This window comes from Paenibacillus filicis, from assembly GCF_038070315.1.
Classification (GTDB): Bacteria; Bacillota; Bacilli; order Paenibacillales; family NBRC-103111; genus Paenibacillus_G; species Paenibacillus_G filicis.
On record NZ_JBBPCC010000006.1, the window covers coordinates 136,116 to 154,508 of the forward strand.

The window sequence follows — 18,393 nt, forward strand, 5'->3', positions numbered from 1 at the left end:
TTATACCTCCATAGACCGATAATATCCATAATTAGAATACAAGACATGCATCAATTCTTCTTTACCTTGTGACTGCAATGTTTGAGCTCCTCATCCCATACCTTCCCTTCTCATTTCTTCCCCCTCATGATCACCATTATTATGGACCTTCGATATCCATAATAAATGTTTTAACTTCAAATTGCAATGACATTTTATTTTGAACCGAACTTCTCTCCCATTGGCCGGCGAATTTGGAGATCACATCAACGGTGACTGCCTCGCTCTCCTTATGTCCAACACAATTCCGCATAAGCTAAAAATAAAGAGGGTGTCCCACAGCCATTATCACGGCTTTCGGGATACCCTCTTTGGTTATTTCTTTATGATGACATTCTCCGTCTTCGAGCTCTAGTCGAACAGATGGCGAAGCTCCGGTACGACATGCTCCGGACGCTCGCCGCTCAGTGCCGTAATGAGGTTGCGGGCTGCGAGCATCGCCATATCGAACCGGGTCGACGAGGTCGCCGAGCCGATATGCGGCAGCGTCACGACATTCGGCATGTTGAAGAATGGATGATCGGGCTGCGGGGGCTCCGGATCGAACACATCGAGCCCGGCACCGCGGATTACGCCGGTCTGCAGCGCCTCGATCAGAGCGGCTTCGTCTACGGTCTGACCACGGGAGGCATTGATGAGAAAAGCCGAAGGCTTCATCAGCGCCAAGTGCTCCTTGCGGATCATATGATGCGACTCCGGTGTGAGCGGTGTCATCAGTACCACGAAGTCAGAAACTTTCAATACTTCTTCCAGCGTCGAGTAAACCGCTCCATATTTCTGCTCCGCCTCGGGCTTGCGCGAACGGTTGTAGTAATGGAGCTTCATCCCGAAGCCGTGCACCGCGCGCTGGGCGATGGCTTCACCGATCCGCCCCATGCCGATGATGCCGATCGTGCGGTGATGCACATCCAAGCCGAAGTTGGCGTCCTCCGCCTGCTTCTTGCCGCGCTGCCACTCGCCCCGCTTGACATAGGCATCCAGCTCGGGAATACGGCGAGCCGCGGACAACATGAGAGCCAGTACCAGATCGGCAACCGTATCATCCAGCACATAAGGAGTATGGGTGCCGACGACTCTGCGTTCGCCCATCGCCTCCAGATCAAAGTGGTTGTACCCGACCGAGATGCTGCTCACGGCCCGCAGCTTGGGCGCGCGGTCCAGCAATTCGCGGTCTATCTGGGACCCGGGCGTCAGCAGTCCGTCCGCTCCTTCCAGCTCGGATAACAGCTGCTCGCGGGATGCTGTTCCCTGCCCGTCCCACATCTTACAGATGGCATGCTCCTGCAGATAGCTCAGTACCTCAGCCGGTATCGGCTTGGAAATATAGATCGTCGGTTTACTCATCGTTCTCTAGCTCCCCCTTGGCATGCTTGTGCGAGTTTATCTGTAATGGCTTAGTTGGCTACTGCCTGCTCCGATGCCGGCAGCACTTCGTTCAGACTGCCCGAACGATACCCGAGCAGATCCAGTGTCACATAGTCATAACCGATCTCCCGCAGCTTGGCATGCACCGTCTCCGCGACAGGCAGCAGCTCGGCCAGGTCCGAAGCGGCCACCTCGATCCGGGCCAGATTGCCGTGCTGGCGGACCCGCACTTGGCGGAAGCCAAGCTGCATGATGAAGTCCTCAGCCTGATCGATCATCGACAGCTTGCGAGCCGTAATCTCCTCGCCGTACGGAATCCGCGACGACAAGCAGGCGAAGGACGGCTTATCCCAGGTCGCCAGCCCGAAGTTGCGGGACATATGGCGGATCTCCGACTTGCGAATGCCCGCCTCCAGCAGCGGAGCAAGCACGCCGCGTTCATGCGCCGCCTGCAGTCCGGGGCGATGCTCGCCCAGATCGTCCGCAATCGCTCCGAACACGACATGCGGATAGCCTTTCGCTTCGGCGATCGGGATCAGATGATCGAACAGCGAGTTTTTGCAGAAATAACACCGGTTCGTCGGGTTCTCCGCATATCCCGGAATATTCAGCTCGCTCGTCGGAATCACCTCGTGCGGCGCTCCGATTGCCTCGGCCAGCTTGATCGCCTCGGCCTTCTCCCTCGCCGGATACGTCTCGGAATCAGCCGTAATAGCTAGAACGTTGTCCGCCCCGAGAGTGTCCAAAGCCGCCTTCAGCAGAAAGGCGCTGTCCACCCCGCCGGAGAAAGCCACCACGACCTTCCCCATATCGCGCAATATATGTTGGAGCCTTTCGTATTTACTTTCCATGCTTGCTTCAATCCCTGCCATACGTTCGGCCTCCTTCAAAGTCCGATAACGGCTTTCAACCGTTATGCACACGTTTTCCATAGCCCGCGTCACACATGTGTGGTCCGCTGTAGCCTATTATAGAACGTTTTCGGCTAAGAGGAAATCGTTTTTAAGGAATTGTTGCAAAAAACCTCGCAACAGCTCGGGACGGAAGCCCTCCGCAGCCAGGCGCGCATTGGCACGTGCCTGGCTGGAAGTGCGCCGCTAGCCGGTGCAGAAAAGACGCTGCCGCTTAACCCAGCAGCTGCTCAATATCCGCTTTCAGCTCAGAAGGCTCTGTGCGTGCTCCAAATTGTTTCACGACATCACCCTCGCGGTTCACCAGGAACTTGACGAAGTTCCATTCAATATCCCCCGTGCGGTAAGGCTCAGGTACGCTCTCCACCAGATACTGGTACAGCGGATGGGCATGCTCGCCCTTCACGTCGATTTTGGCGAAAAGCGGGAAGCTCACCTTGTAGTTCAGTTCGCAGAACTGCTTGATGTCCTCTTCCGTTCCAGGCTCTTGGCCTGCAAACTGATTGCAGGGGAATCCGAGCACGACCAGCCCCTGATCAGAGTAAGCTTCGTAGAGCTCCTGCAGCCCTTTATAATGAGGAGTCAAACCGCAAGCGCTGGCCGTATTCACAATCAGCAGCACCTTTCCTGCATAAGCGGACAATGACTGGTCAGTTCCCTCGATCGTCTTGGCGGTAAAATCGTACACGTTCATCGGTTAAAGTCCTCCTCTTGATTACACCCAGATTAGTTGCTGCAGCAGGCTTGCCTGCATTCTACTCTATTGTAGCATGTCCAGCCTGTTGGAACAAAAAACCAAATACCGGCCGAGACGAATTAGAGAAATTGCACCGGGTCTGGTACAATAAATCCAATTCACTGATCATTACGGAGGGACTCTCTGACATGAACGATATTGCCATCATCCAACAGAAGCTCGAACAAGCTATCGAACAGCTCGAAGCTCGATTCCTGGAACGGGAAGAACTGATCCGTCTCCTCTTGCTGGGCCTGATGGCCGGCGAAAATGCACTGCTGGTCGGGCCTCCCGGCACAGCCAAGTCTCAGCTTGCCCGCGGCGTCGCCCAGTTATTTGACGGTGGCCGCTGGTTTGACTATTTGCTCACAAGGTTTACCACACCCGATGAAATGTTCGGCCCCGTCTCGCTTCGCCAGCTCAAGCTGGACCAATATGTCCGCCAGACGGAGGGCTACCTGCCTGCGGTCGACTTCGCCTTTCTGGACGAAATTTTCAAGGCCAACAGCGCCATTCTCAATGCACTGCTCTCCATGCTCAACGAACGCATCTTCTTCAATGGACAGGAGAAGCAGCAGGCTCCACTGCGCTTCCTGATCGCCGCCTCCAACGAGCTACCCGATGACAATGAGCAGCTCGAAGCGTTGTACGACCGGTTTCTGATCCGTTACGAGGTAGAATATTTGAAGCAAATGTCCAGCTACGAGCGGATGTTCCAGCTGTCGGACGAGCCGCTGTCCCCAGTGCTCTCGCTGACCCACGTGGACACGGTGCGGGCCGCAGCCTCCAAGGTGACTCTGCCCGAGACGCTGATTTATATGCTGTATCAGCTCAAGACGGCGCTGGAAGACAAACAATACAAGCTATCCGACCGGCGCTGGCGTAAGATCGGACAAGTATGGCAGACCTCCGCCGCGCTGAACGGGCGCACCGAAGCAAACGTCTGGGACACTGTATTCACCCCGCATATGCTATGGGATAACCCGGAGGATTACAGCGTGCTGAACGGCCTGTTTCAGCAGAGCTTCCAGGATACGCTTAAGGCGGAGACAGAACGCGAGCTACCGCTGCGCCGATACGACCGAATCGCCAAGCATTGGCTCGGTCAGGAGGAAGCGCTCCATGCCTTCCAATTCAAGAAGGAAATCGGCGCACGCCTCAGCCAGGAGGATCAGCAAAGAGCCAAAGCCAACCTGGAAGAATGCAAGCTGGAGCTGGAGGAGACCGCACGCGAGCTGCAGGGCAAGCTTGTGCAGTGGCTGCAGCGGGAGAAGGATTTGCCGGGATACATCCGTAACCGCAACTTTCTGGTACTGCAAACAGCGCACTTTGCGGTGAAGTACACGCATCTTCGCATTCAGGGCGAGCGCACGCTGCAGACGCTTCAGGGGCTATACCGCACGCTGTTCGACCGCGAGCTGCCCGGCGTGGATTACGACTATACGCTCTAGGGAGACGAGGTGAGCCTATGATCATCCGTGCGGCCAAGGTCGACCGCTATGTATTTGACGGGTATGTGACGAATTCACGTACCGCCCAGGAGTGGATGCGGGATGTGCAGCTGCGCACCGCCTGGTTCACGGTAGAGCTGTTCGCCGACTTCTACCACTGCTTTTATTTGGCCAAGCCCGAGGAGGAGCCTTACGTTCAGGCGGAGCCCTTCCACCGCTGGATGGTCCGGGAGCTGCGGAGGCAGCACTTCTACCGCAAGCTGCATCCCCTCACGATCGGGCAAGCCAATGCTTCCTTCCGCACCGCACTCAAGGCGCTGATGTGGCTGACGGCAACCTTCGAGGAAGAGGTCAAGCGTCGCAAGCAGGAAGAAGCCCAGCTGCGCACGATCGGTCTCAGTGAACGCAATAAGCAGCAAGGCCAGCACGAGCAGGAGGCATCGACCGTGCAGGAGCATCTGTCGGACAAGCAGGTCGAGAAGCTGCGCCTCGTCGGCTATACGCTGCAGCAGGGCAAGCAGAAGATTGAGGACAAGCAGGCCGCCCTCGATGCCAAACCTCTGGCGGCCGGCGAGGTTCAAGCGCTGCGCGAGCGTGTCAGCTCCCTTCAAGAGGAGATGCGTACGGACTTCCTCCGGCGCGATAAGCTGCGGCACAAGCTAGCCAAGGCGGAGCAGGAGCTCCGTGATGCGGAGAAGCAGGCCGAGCGGCTCCGGCGCAAGGAGCAGGAGTCGTTCCGCCTGCTGGATGAGCAGCTCGGCGCTTGGATCGGGCAAGCTCTCTCCGAATCGCTTGGACGCGAAGCCGCGGAGGAAACGGACTTATCCGAGCTGCTGAAGGCGAACCAGCTCGTGGCGAACCGCCGCTGGGGCAGCGACCTCGGGCGGTTGCATCGGCAGCAGTATGCGGGTTACTTGCAGTGGGTGGAGAAGCTGAAGCGCTATCCGGACCTTCTGAGCTTCCTGCAGGAAGTCGGGCGTCAGCTCCAGCAGCTCAAGGCTTCGCGCAAGAACGCCCGATCTCCTCGTATTCCCGAAAGCTATGACGACCTGCGGCAATCTGCGGATATCGCCCATATGCTCCCGAGCGAGGCCAGCCTGCTGGCCGACCCGGATTACGAGGATTACTTCCTGGTCAAGTGGCTGGAGGGCAAGCTGCTGAGCTACACCATCTCAGGCCGCGCCCAGGAGCCGGAGAAAGGTCCGGTCATCTGCATGCTGGATACCTCCCACTCGATGCGCGGGGCGAAGCTGCGGCTGGCCCAGGTGTTCATCGCAACCTTCGCTTCCTTCAGCATGCTGGAGAAGCGCGACTTCCAGCTGCTGCTATTCGGCGCCCGCGGCGAGCTGCTGGAGCGTCCGCTATATTGGCGCAAGCCGGATTGGGCAGGCTTCTACTCGCTGTCGCAGCTTGCCTTCGGCGGCGGGACGCACTTCGATGCGCCGCTGCGGCGCGGCATCGAGCTGGTCGGCACTGAGCCGCGCTACCGGGACGCCGACTTCGTCATGGTCACCGACGGCGTCGGCTCGGTGTCTCCGCCTGTGCGTGAGGCGCTGGCAGCGCTCGGGCAGACCAAGCGCGTGCGTCTGCACACGCTGATCGTCGGCACGGCGCGGCAGCATCTTGCGCAGCGCTACGACCTGCCCGGCGTGTCGCACCAGGTGCGCTTCGCCGCCACCTGGGAAGCGCAGCAGCAGCAGGATCTGCTGCTGGATGTGGTGAAGCCGCAGCGGCGGCCGCTCCGGTCCCAGTCTTCGCCTGGCGAATAGCCCGAGGACAGCGACGGCCGGGCGTGGCGGGTATATCCTCATGAACCGCAAGGCTGCTGAAGCCTCGGGAAATACGAATAGCCCGTCCTCCCTGTACAGAGGGAGACGGGCTATTCGGTATGCAAGCACTAACGCGTTGTTCTGCTGTTGGCTTCAAAGCCTGACGGCAACGGGCTGGGCTCCCGCGTTGACCTAAGTGGAGCCCGGATCCCTACATCAATAAGGCAGCGCGGCCTCCCGGCCTTCTTCCCTGACCTTCTCGCGCATCCGCTCGACCAGCACCTCCAGAGTCTCCGGCAGCAGCAGCTCGATCGGCGAGATGCCCTTGTCGAATTGCAGCGCCTCCGCCTCCATCACGACGACGTAACGGTCTCCCAGCTTGGCGATATGCAGCCGATCTCCATAATCGGCGAGCAGCGCCCGCACGGTCATGCCGCCGAGATCGATCTTCATCTCCAAGTCAGGCTTTTGCTCGACCATGATGGATGCCGCCTCGATGACCTGGGCCGGCTCCCATTTCTCCTGAAGCTCCCGCTTCTCACTATGCGCCCACAGTTCCATTTCCTCCAGCTCGCGTTCCTTGGCTTCCGTATTATCTTCGTATACCTGCTCCACGTACTGCTGCACGAACCCAAGCACCTGCTCGTTCATCAGCTCCGGAACGGATTTCTCATACTCGACATATTTCAGAAAATCCTCGAAATAGCGCGCGTGGGAGGATTGGTGGATCTTCAGCTCCCAGTTCTCCAGAATGCCGGGCTCCGGCATATGCGGATACATAATCGACTTCAGATTTTTGGCGTTGATCGCCATCTCGACACGGTCAAGCAGACTGCGTTCGTCCGTGATACGGGCAATTTTCTGCTCGAAATCACATTTGAATACGAATAGGAACGGCTCATCGAAGAGCTGGTTGAACTTCGCCCGCACGACGAACATCGCACCGCCGCGGATCGCGCTTGCTTCCATGTAGGCGGTAACCAGCTCGTCGGCATGGCCCATGAATTGATCCAGCGTTCCAGCCATGCGCAGCCTGGCGAACAAGTTATAGTTCGGATTGCTGTCGAGATCGTAGCCGGGCTCAGTCAGGAAACGCCCGATCTTGGTAGGCACCTGCTCGGCCTTCGGATGGCGCTCGGCCTTCCGTTTGGCTGTTTTGGAGAACTCGCCGTCAAGAAACCCGCTGAGCTCGCTGTCCGCATAAGCTTCCCCGTCCATGGTCTGGAAGTGCTTGCTGCGCTTCCCCTGTCCTTCTTCCCCATCCACTTGGATGACAAAAAATGAAATATAATCAACGTCAAATTTCACGCTTATCCCCTCTTCCGTCCGGCTCTTCTGAATCCGGATTCTAGCAACTTCTCGCAAGAAGTCGTTTTTTTAGTATACAACACCCGGACCTACCGTTCCTAGTACAAAACGCATGCCAATTTCTAAGGCCGTTTTTCTCCCAGGCTTTCCGTGAATTTTGTCACTATACCTCATTTTTTCGTAAAGGGTGATTCTAAATCTTTCTTTGTTCATGGTAAGATAGAATTATAGATTTGACGAAATGAGGTTTCTTATGTCGAATAAACCGTTTATCTCCGCTCCAGCTTCCTCCAAAGCATGGAAAGCACTTCTAGCGGCGTCGCTGATCATAGCTCCCGTCGTCTATCCCGCCCCTGCTGCCCATGCCAGCTTGACCCCTCAACCGGTTCACGACATCATCGCACTCCCCGGCGAGCGGATGAAGCTGCAGCTGAAGGATTTATTTGGCGGCAGCGAAGGGACTTTCCAGATCGAGGGCAACAGCGACAGCGAGATCGTATCCTTGAATCGCGATGCCAACGACCTGCAGTTATTTTTCCGCCAGCCGGGTCAAGCCACATTTACGGTCACGTTGAACGGAAATTCCCGCCAAGTCGCCGTGAACGTCCTGGATGCCGGCACTGACGGCCAGATGGACATCGGCGATCTGGTGCGTTACATGGGAGCCAACCCCTCCAAGTTCACCGATCGCTCCTCCGTCTCCACCTACCTGCAAACCCTGGCTCCGGGAGAAGTGAAAGCGAACCACTCGCCTGTCGTCACCCAAGCCACATACGCGGTGCGGTATAGCTCGGGGTTTACGCTGGATGTGTCTGCCTTCTTCAGCGACCCGGACGGCGACGCGCTGGACTATGTGGTCCTTCCGGCTTCGATGAATGGCGTTCAGGCGTCCATGTCAGGAAGCCGACTGACCTTGACCGGCAGACAAACGGGCAGGACCGCATTCACCATCTATGCAACCGATCCCAAGGGCGCATTTGCATCCATCAAGCTGCTGCCTAATACGCCTCCCGCTCCCGTATCCCTCAATGCCAGCGTATATTCAGCCGTGTATCAGCAGCCGTCTGCCATCTCGCTTCCTCCTTACTTCTTCGATGCGGATGGAGACCCGATCAGCTTCCGGATAGCCGAGACAACGGTCACAGGAGTTACCTATACCGGGAACCTGCAGCCTCTCAGCCCTTTTATCGACGGAAGCATGCTGAAGTTCACCGGGCAGCTCGCTGGAACTACGAATCTCTCGCTGATCGCCAGCGACGGGCAGTACGAGTCAGTTCCTTTCCGTCTTACGCTGAACCCGTCCCAGGAGGCCGGCAACCGTCCGCCCGTCGGCACACCGCTTTCGGTACAGGTAGCTCGAGATACGGAACTTCCTTCCGTCATGCTGAATTCCCACTTCTCCGATCTGGACGGCGACCCGCTAACCTATACGGTCTCCCCTTCTGTATCTGGAGGTGTGACTGCCAGTATCATCGGCGACCAGCTGGTGTTCAATGGCCGGATTAAGGACAATGCGTCCTTTAACGTAACCGCTACAGACAACCACGGCGCGTCAGTTAGCGCAGCATTTACATACACCATCGAGAATCGTCCACCGATAGGGACGCCCTTCACCGCCAAAGTCTCTAAGAACGCTAAGCTTCCGTCAGTCACGCTCGCTACCTACTTCTCCGACCCGGACGGAGATGCACTGACCTATACGGTTACGCCTCAGACATCAGGTGGGGTAACCGCGGCTATCAACGGCGGAACGCTTGTATTCGAGGGTCTTCTTACAGACAACGCATCCTTTACGGTCACGGCCCAGGATAACCAAGGCGCCAAAGCCAGCGCTGTCTTTACTTACACCCTGGAGAATCGTTCTCCTGTAGCAGCGAAAGAATGGATAGGCCTAAGCGTTCATAATAGTGTCCCTGACATCTATCTGCCTGACAACTTCAGCGATCCGGACGGAGATCATCTCGAATTCCATATCACTCCGATGGAACAAGGCGGCTTGAGCGCACTTATCAATGGAAGCTTTCTGAGCTTTAACGGGATACCCAGGGAGAACGTTTCCTTCACGGTTACGGCTATCGATCCGGATCAGGCATCGGCCAGTACCGTGTATCAGTTGACACCGGTTAATACTGCCCCGACGGCTACATCGAAAACCTTCTCTGGTGCGAGAGGCGAGACACCGGACACCCTTGACTTGACCGAGAACTTTCACGATGCGGAAGGCGACCCGCTTCAATTCAGTCTCTCTTCTACCGCGACAAGTGGAGGGCTAACCGGCTATATTGATGGTCATCATCTCTCCTTCACCGGACAGCAGGATGGTGAGGCCTCCTTCGATATTACGGCTACCGACCCGATGGGCGGTTCCCGGACAGTTACATATACGTTCTTGCTTAGCAATGGAGCTCCCGTAGGCACTCCGTTCAAAAAGGAAGTGACCAGGAACTCGGAGCTAGAACCGATTGATCTGAGCTCCTACTTCACCGACCCGGACGGTGATGCCTTAACTTATGAAGTGACCCCTTCGTTCCCGGAGGAGGTTCAGGGCATTAAGGCGAAAATTGTCGGCAGCCAGCTTCAATTTAAAGGCAGTATCACGGGTACGGCAAGCTTTACGGTCAGGGCCACCGATGGTGAAGGCTTGTACGGTGAGGCTGTCTTTACGTTCACCGTATCGAATCGGATTCCCGTAGCCAAGGAGCCGGTCGTCTCGATTCCCGTGCATAACTTGGTCGACACAATCTACTTGACACAAAACTTCCTGGATCCGGATGGGGACAAGCTGACGTTCTCCGTAGATCCTTCATCTGCCGGAGGATTATCGGCTTCCATATCGGGAGAAAAGCTGCTGATCCAAGGAGTGCCCAGAGAGCAGGCCATCTTCACCGTAACGGCAACAGATATCCATGGCGCATCAGTTAGCGCATCTTACAAGCTGATGCCTATCAATAACCCGCCCAAAGCGGAGAATCAAACCGTTACAGGCATCTGGAATCAGACACCGCTCCCGATGCCGCTGACGGACAACTTCGTGGATCCCGACATGGACCCGTTGACTTATAGCGTGACGCCTGCTTCCAGCGGGGGGTTGACCGCTTCTATCGAAGGAAATGCCGTTCTATCCTTCACGGGGCAACAAACGGATTCCGCGAGCTTCAACGTCACCGCAACCGACCCGATGGGAGGGTCACACACGGTTACGTATAGGGTAGAGCTGACAAACCTCCCTCCGGTAGGCAGTGCGCTTCAATTGAATGTGAACAAGCGTTCCACAGTATCTGCTATTCAATTGAACAAGCTCTTCACGGATCCGGAAGGAGACAATCTTTCGTACAGCTTTACAATCAACGCTTCGGGGGGGCTGGGGGCGTTTATTTCAGGAGGCTTCCTTGTTTTCGAAGGACGGCTCCAGACCGATGCCACCTTTACCGTAACCGCAACGGAGATTCGTCACGACTCACTTCCCGCATTATCGGGAGCAGCTTCCATTTCACTGCAAGCCGTCAATCAAGCCCCGGTGCCGGTGCCGCAAGAATCTGTCGTAACCGGGTACTTTTTGGCTGCCGGCCAGCATGAGATCAGCTTTACGAGCGAGCCGTTAAGCTCGTTGTTTTCGGACCCGAATATGGATCCGTTAAGCTTCGACGTGAGCCCTCTTCTGCCGCATGGATTGACTGCTGAGATCATTGATCAAGAAGGCAGCAAGAAGCTTCATATCTTCGGCATGCTGGGTCAAGAAGAAGCGACTCCTGAATTTACGGTCACGGCCACAGATGATTCTGGAGCGACAGCCTCTCTGACTTATCAGCTAAAGCCCAACCATGCTCCGGCCTTTATTGGGAACTTCCAAGGCCAGCATGAACAGCGTATATTTATCAAAGGTACAGGCCCACTCCCAGACCTAGATCTGAATACGCTTGTGGCAGATACCGACAGCGATCCGCTGACATTCTTGCTCAATGACAGCTGGTACTGGGATGAGCCGATAGAACCTAATCTCGATGGTCTGGAAAATGTGTATCTAAGCGGTAATACACTTAAGTTTGAGGGGCTGCTTCAACATGCAGAATTCAGAGAAACCAGCCTGCACCTCTACTTGACGGCTACGGACGGCAAGGGTGGCGTATTCAACTTCGAGCTGAGGGGGCAATTCAACGAGATTCCTGTTGCACAGGAACCAGAAATCCGGGTGAGCTACTTGAAAGGCCAGCCGGTTGGGGAAGTGGCCCGAGCTAGGGGCATACAAGACAATTTCTACGATAGCGACAATGATGAGCTTTACTATGAAGTAGTGGATGATAAGCCCTATCCTGGCTACGAGGCCAAGCTGGCCTCTGATAATCAAGACCAGGGACGGATGTTTTTGAAGCTGACTAGGACGAAAGAAGCCACTCAGGAGCCGCCTTTCATTCCGGTCAGAGTAAGGGTGGGCGACATCCAGGGCTACGCCGAGGCTTTATACATCTTCCAGCTCAACCAGCCACCGGTCTCGCTGCTTCCGTCCAGCGTTGACGTGTATCCGGACATTTCCATTCTCAATCCGCATAAGCTGTTCGTCGATCCGGACCAGGACGATGACTTCACAGTAAGCATGAATCTGACCGAAAGAGGTCGGGATGGAGAGAACTATTGGCTGAGTACGACACCGGACCATACAGGATTTCTCGAGTTGAACGGCTCGGTTCCTGCTGGAACCGAGGGAACGGTAGTATTCACAGCGACGGATAATCATCAGCAAGTGACGGAGAAGCAGGTCACGGTCAGGAAAGCCGATCAGGCTGCTATCCGGAAAATGCCGGATCAGCAATTGTCCACCGGCAGTACGCTGACTCTCAAAAGCTTGAAGCATCGCTATAATTTGAGCGGCTCGTATACCTTCCGGGCGTTCAGTGATAATCCGTTCCTTCTGGATGCCCGCCTCTCGGAAGACGGTCAAGACTTGCAGTTGACCTCCTTGGCCGCTGAGAGCAATCGCGTAACGCTAATTGCAACTGCTCCGGACGGAACCGGATTTATCGATCAGTTTAACGTAACGGCGAGTCATCGGTTGCGGTCCGGCAATCAATACAGACTGCTGAATCCATTCGGCACGGATGTCATTTCAAATAGCGCGACGATCGAATCTGTGAATCCGCTATTCTCGGCAACCCTAATTGCTGAGTCAGATCCGAATTATTTATTGCTCGAGATTACCGGGCCCGATATTCAGCTGCACGAAAGGACCACGTTTATTCTAAGGTCTAATCTGTACAACGGAAGTGAGGGAACGGTCTACGAGATCCAATTCCCTTTCTTGCCTAAGGAATAGGAACAGCTATCGATGACCGACAACCTATCGTCCCGTAGCTATTACGCGAGCATGATCGACCATCTGCAGCATGGGCGCTATGCTGAAGCCGAGCGCGAAGCGATGGCGGAAATCCGCCAGGCTCCCCTCGCCCCGCAGACCTGGTCCTTGCTGGGCGAAGCCTTGATGCATCAGGGCTTCGGCTTGGCAGCCCGCCGGGCTTTCGATCGCGCCTGGCTGCTGGACCCGCAAGCCGACTGGGTAGACGGCGTTCACCGTCATCTGGAAGACGTGCCCGCCGGTCCCTTCCGTGAAGATGTCGAGCTGCTGCTCCAGCCGAAGAAAGTATCGGTCGCGATCGGCATTATCGCCAAGAACGAGGAACGCGTTATCGCCCGCTGCTTGTCCAGCCTGGGAAGTGCAGCGGACGAGATCGTTCTCGTCGATAGCGGCTCCACGGACCGGACGGTGGACATTGCCTCCGGCTTTCCCGGCGTACGGATTATCCGCACAGGCTGGCAGCAGAGCTTCTCAGAGCTGCGCAATGAAGGACTCCGCCAGATGAGCTCGGATTGGGTGCTGTGGATCGATGCCGACGAAGTCCTGCACCCGGAGGATGTTGCAGCCGTACGAGAGACCGCGGGGCTGTTCGACGAGCTGCCTCTTACGCCGATCCTATACGTGTGGCAGATGAACCAGGTGAGCGGAACGGTGATGCATGAATTTTCGCAGGCCCGTTTTTTCCCGCTCCACCGGGGGCTCTGCTATCACGGAAGAGTGCATGAACAGATCGGGCCGGAGCAGGGCGACCGGCTCAGCTTCCCCGCTTACCGTCAGCCGGTCCGCATTCGTCTGCTGCATGACGGCTATGAGCCTGCCGTGGTAGCGGACAAGAACAAGCTAAGGCGCAATCTGGAGCTTCTGAGCCTAATGACCGAGGAAGAGCCGGAGCAGCCCGGCTGGTGGCTGTACCATGCTCGTGAATCATTGTCACTCGGACTGCGCGAGCAGGCACTTGCGAGTCTGGAGCAAGCGGAGGCTGCTGCCCTGCACGTCCCTTCCTTCGCCCGTATGCTTGATATCTATATGCTGACGGTGAAGCTTCGTGCTGCCGAATCCGACTGGTCAGCTGTCGAGGCCAGCTGCCAGAAGGCGCTCGCCCTCCATCCTGATTTCCCGGATGCACTCTTCTATCAGGCTGTAGCCAAGCTAAAGCAAGGCTACGTCTTATACCGGGAGGCAGAAGCCTCGCTCAAGCAAGCCAAGCTGGGCTTCTCCTCTTACCGGGGCACGGTGAGCCCTGACTATGAAATCAGCCGCTGGAAGGCCGATGCCACCATCGCGGATATTGCCCGCTCGGTCGGAAGATTTGGCGATGCGGCCCAAGTCTACCGGCATCTTGTCGAGCATTTCCCCCATGCGGAAAGCCTGCAGAAGCCGCTTCGGCTTATTGACGAACAGCGATCTGTGCTAAACAGACTTTACGAGGACTAAGCCAGACGGCAGGAGCAGAGCTCCCGGTGACATTTCCCCGGAGATTCCCTCTTGCGGCAAAGCAAAAAGCACGCCTTTCCCTCATACAGGGAGATGGCGTGCTTTTGCTTTTATTTGGGCTTGATGCGACCATTCGATTTACACATAGCGGATACGGCTACTTCGGAAGAATGGTACCGCAGGCGACTCGGCTTCCTGCATTGCCCGCTGGCGGGGATTTATAGTCATCCGCTTTCTCATGAATGACCAGCGAGGTTCCCCCATCCTTGAGCAAGGAATGGGGCTTGCCTTTCTCCAGGGTGACGGCACCAGCCACTATGTCGATCTTAGCCTTTCCCTGTGCATCTGCCACAAGATTCGGCAGGTCGCCCGCATGCGGTCCACCCTCGCTCTTGGTCCCGTGGACATGCCCGCCGGGGTTGAAGTGCCCTCCAGCCGATGCGAAATCTGGAGGCGTACATGCCCCGTTCTCATGCACATGGAAACCATGCTCGCCCGGTACCAGACCCTGGGCCTGCCCTTGAATGCGGACGCCCTCCGGCGAAGGGGATAGGAAGACTTCCCCGAGTGCTTCTCCCTTGGAGCCCGCCAGCTTAACAGGGATGGATATCATCGAGCTTTCAGCGGCCATAACAGCCGTACTGCCTTCACCGGTATGAGCGTCATGTCCCCGCTTCGGCTTCGCATTCGCTCCCATCCAGGGCAGCATCCCGCTTTCGCAGCCTGCTGCCAGCAGCAAGGCCAGCAGAGCCGCCGTAGCCCGGATTCGCTTGTTTGTATTCCGATTCATCCTAATCTTCTCCTCACGCAACGTAATTCCTAGTCTTTACGTTCATTGTTGCCGTGAAGAAGAAGCTTTAAACCAACATACAGCCGAATGATGCTATCTGGCAACGGATTCACGCGCTTTACGAGCCGCTTGCTTGCGGGCGCCGCCGAACAACCCGGCATAAAGCAGAATGACGAGAAGCAGAAGCCCGCTCAGCGCTAGAAAGATATTGCTGAACATAAGCCCGTCCGCAGCGAAGAAAAGCGGGTTAAAGCGGACGGAAGGCGTGCCTAAATCGAGGATTTTGCCCAGAATAGCCGTCGCTGCAGCGCCCGCAATAAAGTTCAGCATCGAGAACAGCCCCATTCCGATACCGGTCTGTTCTTTAGTTAAGGTAAGCGATACGGTATTGGACATGGCAATCTGCATGAACGTCTGTCCTACATAACCAAGGATCAGACATAAAGCAATCCAGTAAGGCGAAAGTCCGGATACCGTGGACAGCGCCAGAAAGCAAAGCAGAAGCAGGAACGCAGCCATATATACCAGAAACGAATTGCCCTTGTCATCGGCCAGCTTGCCGCCTTTTCTTCCCAATAATGCGGAGGAGATCGCCGCCGGAAACAACAGAAAGCCAATGACAGCAGGAGTGATGTGATTGACCCCCGCCAGCAGCTGGGGAATGGTGAAGGCCAGACCGAAGCTGAAGCTCGTAGCCAGAAAAGCAATCAACAGGCCGGACACATAGGCCTTATTGCGAAATAACGCAGGCTGCACAAAAGGCTCCGCAGCCGTGCGGATACGCACCAGGAACAGCACCAGCAGCAGGACCCCCGCCAGCAACAGACCCCAGGCCGAGAGCGTGATGGCTAGCAGCAGCGAAGCTACCGCAGCAGCCAGCAGAGAACCCCCGAGATAGTCGATCCGGCCGGCTTGACCGCGCTCGTCATCCAGGTATTTGCGGTAGAACGGAAGCGTCAGCAGGGCCAGAATGGACAGTGCAAATAAAAATCGCCAGCTTGCAAAGCTCGTCACGAAGCCGGACACAATAGGCCCGAGTGCGGCGCCGAGCGACAAACCGATCGCCGTTGTGCCCAGAGCGCGTCCGCGCTTCTCGGGAGCGAAATAGCGGATCGGGATGATCATGGCTGTAGCCGGAATGACGGAAGCGCCTGCAGCCTGAAGCACGCGTCCGGCAATGATCATCCAGAACTCCGTAGCTGCAAGTCCGACGATTGAGCCTAACGCGAAGAACGTTAGGCCGATGGTCAGCAGATCCTTCAGCCTGTACTTATCCGCCAGCTTGCCGAAGGTCATGGAGCCGATCGCATAGACAATCATATAGGCCGTAACAATCCAACTGACCTGAGCCGCAGACAATTGGAACTGCTTGCTGATTTCCGGAAGCACGACGTTGAACATGGAGGCGTTCATAACCGAGAGAATCAGCGTGAACACCAGAACACGTAACAGCTTCTCCCCGGCTTCGGCGTGTGAGGGTTTCGATATGGAATTCATCTATCCAGCCTTCTTTCTGTCCTGTTCTTCATGCAGAGAGCAGGCTTGTTTGGGTTTGTTCTATTATCCCGCCTTAAACCATACATAGTCAATGCATATGTATGTTAAGTTTTCGTAGCTTATGATGAAAAAAGCAGTCGGGAAAGACACCAGTCCTTTCCCAACTGCTATACTGTGCTGACAGCTCAGCTTTCCTGGGGCAGGAATGGGTTTCTCCATTCCATCAGCATCGCATAGTTATGCGACTCTTCGTCGTCCAGATAATCAGCCATCAGCCTCACCGGCGTACGGCCGCACCTGAGCAGGAACGTCAGGACAGGGTCCTTCAGCTTTCCCTCTATGACGGCTTGCACATAGTCTTGGGCGGACATCTCATCCGCTACACGGTCATAGCCCGGAAGACGCCCTCCCCCCAGCAGACGCTGCAGGTTCAAGCGTACTACGACTTCATACATCGACAGCATCAGCCACTTGCCCAGACCCAGCTTGCGGTAAGCGGGCCTGGCCCCGATGTCGACCACATACAGCGTATTGCCGTCCGCCAGGTGATTGCAGATGTATCCCGCGTCCGTCATCTCCACCCAGCTATGATCGGGGTCCCCGGGATTGTAATTCACAAGCATACCGGTCATGGAAGCAGCCAGCTCCCCCTCGATTTCCACACATAGGGCTCCCTCGGGGAACAGTCTGACATGATTGCCGAGCTGCTCCTCATTCCACCACAGCTCAGGGGAGAACGGCGGAGGAAAGCTTTCCTGCTGAATGCGGATCAAGCCTTCAAAATCAGCCTCCGTATAGGAACGGATCAAGGCCTTCACGGGACGGTCACCGTCAAATACGTAGATGTCCTTCCGGTAGATGCTCATCGCAGGTCCCCCCTTAGCTCCAGTCCGTGTACAAATCCGTGCGGCGGTCGCGCCACGTCGTTACCGAGCCCTTCTCACGCACGTTGTAGAGAAGCTGCAAATCCAGGTCACCAGTAATAACCATATCCCCATTGATTTCTCCGGCCGTCATGATGCCCGCTGGAGGGAACGGCACATCATTGGGGGTGATAATCGCCGCCTGCCCGTAATTGCCCCGCATGAAATCAACCGTAGGCAACGAACCCACCGTTCCTGTCGTGACCACATATACCTGGTTCTCGATCGCTCTCGCATGGCAGGTATAGCGCACCCGGTGGAAGCCGTGACGGTCATCCGTGCAAGACGGGCAGAAGATGATGTCCGCGCCTCTCGCCTTAGCCATCCGCACGATCTCCGGAAACTCGATGTCATAGCAGACCAGCACAGCGATCCTGCCCTTGTCCGTATCGAAAACCGATAACGAATCTCCTGCGCCCATGCTCCACTCCTTCACCTCGGACGGGGTGATATGCAGCTTGCGCTGGGTGGCGATACGGCCATCTGGATAAAACAGGTAAGCGGCGTTATACAGCTTGCCGTTTTCTTCCACAACGTGGGTTCCTCCGATCAGGTGCATCCCAGTAGACACTGCCAACCGCTTGAAGAGCGCCTCATAGTCCCCGGTGAATCCGGGCAGCGCCGTGATGGGCAAGCCCTGCCTGCGGTTGTCCGGATGTCCGATGGACAATAGCTGGGTAGTGAACAGCTCCGGAAACAGCACGAACTCCGCCTCGAACTCCGCAGCGGTTTTGACATAATGCTCGACCTGTTCGGCAAACTCGCCGAAGCTTGCCACCGTATGCAGATGATATTGGACGGCAGATACTCGGATTTTCATGTT

Annotated in this window: 12 protein-coding genes; 4 read left to right on the forward strand and 8 right to left on the reverse strand. The window is 56.3% G+C overall.

Annotated elements, in window-relative coordinates; genetic code table 11:
• Positions 1 to 390 precede the first annotated feature (390 nt).
• The 3 genes from WMW72_RS11475 to WMW72_RS11485 all read right to left on the reverse strand — a co-directional run bounded on the left by WMW72_RS11475 (position 391) and on the right by WMW72_RS11485 (position 3,009).
• Positions 391 to 1,383 carry a 2-hydroxyacid dehydrogenase gene (locus WMW72_RS11475; protein ID WP_341415604.1) on the reverse strand — a complete coding sequence of 331 codons (993 nt, stop codon included), beginning with the start codon at positions 1,381 to 1,383 and terminating at the stop codon, positions 391 to 393.
• Between the two features lie 50 nt (positions 1,384 to 1,433).
• Positions 1,434 to 2,276: an ATP-dependent sacrificial sulfur transferase LarE gene (gene larE, locus WMW72_RS11480; protein WP_341415605.1), complete on the reverse strand. Its 843-nt coding sequence runs from the start codon at positions 2,274 to 2,276 to the stop codon at positions 1,434 to 1,436.
• Positions 2,277 to 2,529: 253 nt separating this feature from the next.
• Complete coding sequence (locus WMW72_RS11485; RefSeq protein WP_341415606.1) at positions 2,530 to 3,009, reverse strand: glutathione peroxidase; 480 nt, start codon at positions 3,007 to 3,009, stop codon at positions 2,530 to 2,532.
• Positions 3,010 to 3,200: 191 nt separating this feature from the next.
• Between WMW72_RS11485 and WMW72_RS11490 the strand changes: the two genes are divergently transcribed.
• Positions 3,201 to 4,502, forward strand: a complete 1,302-nt coding sequence (locus WMW72_RS11490; RefSeq protein ID WP_341415607.1) for an AAA family ATPase — start codon at positions 3,201 to 3,203, stop codon at positions 4,500 to 4,502.
• Between the two features lie 17 nt (positions 4,503 to 4,519).
• On the forward strand, positions 4,520 to 6,271 hold the full coding sequence (locus WMW72_RS11495; RefSeq protein WP_341415608.1) for a vWA domain-containing protein: 1,752 nt from the start codon (positions 4,520 to 4,522) through the stop codon (positions 6,269 to 6,271).
• A 216-nt stretch (positions 6,272 to 6,487) separates the two neighbouring features.
• On the opposite strand, the gene WMW72_RS11500 is transcribed toward WMW72_RS11495, so the two are convergent.
• Positions 6,488 to 7,579 (reverse strand): DUF3900 domain-containing protein, encoded by a 1,092-nt coding sequence (locus tag WMW72_RS11500; RefSeq protein WP_341415609.1) that lies wholly within the window; start codon positions 7,577 to 7,579, stop codon positions 6,488 to 6,490.
• Between the two features lie 253 nt (positions 7,580 to 7,832).
• Between WMW72_RS11500 and WMW72_RS11505 the strand changes: the two genes are divergently transcribed.
• Entirely contained in the window at positions 7,833 to 12,887 is a 5,055-nt protein-coding gene (locus WMW72_RS11505) for an Ig-like domain-containing protein (protein WP_341415610.1), read from the forward strand.
• A gap of 12 nt (positions 12,888 to 12,899) precedes the next feature.
• Positions 12,900 to 14,360 (forward strand): glycosyltransferase, encoded by a 1,461-nt coding sequence (locus tag WMW72_RS11510; protein WP_341415611.1) that lies wholly within the window; start codon positions 12,900 to 12,902, stop codon positions 14,358 to 14,360.
• Positions 14,361 to 14,517: 157 nt separating this feature from the next.
• On the opposite strand, the gene WMW72_RS11515 is transcribed toward WMW72_RS11510, so the two are convergent.
• From WMW72_RS11515 to WMW72_RS11530, 4 genes are all read right to left on the reverse strand, one after another.
• Complete coding sequence (locus tag WMW72_RS11515) at positions 14,518 to 15,150, reverse strand: superoxide dismutase family protein (RefSeq protein ID WP_341415612.1); 633 nt, start codon at positions 15,148 to 15,150, stop codon at positions 14,518 to 14,520.
• Positions 15,151 to 15,243: 93 nt separating this feature from the next.
• Entirely contained in the window at positions 15,244 to 16,647 is a 1,404-nt protein-coding gene (locus WMW72_RS11520; RefSeq protein WP_341415613.1) for an MFS transporter, read from the reverse strand.
• A gap of 185 nt (positions 16,648 to 16,832) precedes the next feature.
• Positions 16,833 to 17,513, reverse strand: coding sequence for a GNAT family N-acetyltransferase (locus WMW72_RS11525; protein WP_341415614.1), 681 nt, complete (start codon positions 17,511 to 17,513; stop codon positions 16,833 to 16,835).
• A gap of 13 nt (positions 17,514 to 17,526) precedes the next feature.
• Positions 17,527 to 18,390: a carbon-nitrogen hydrolase family protein gene (locus WMW72_RS11530; protein WP_341415615.1), complete on the reverse strand. Its 864-nt coding sequence runs from the start codon at positions 18,388 to 18,390 to the stop codon at positions 17,527 to 17,529.
• Positions 18,391 to 18,393 lie beyond the last annotated feature (3 nt).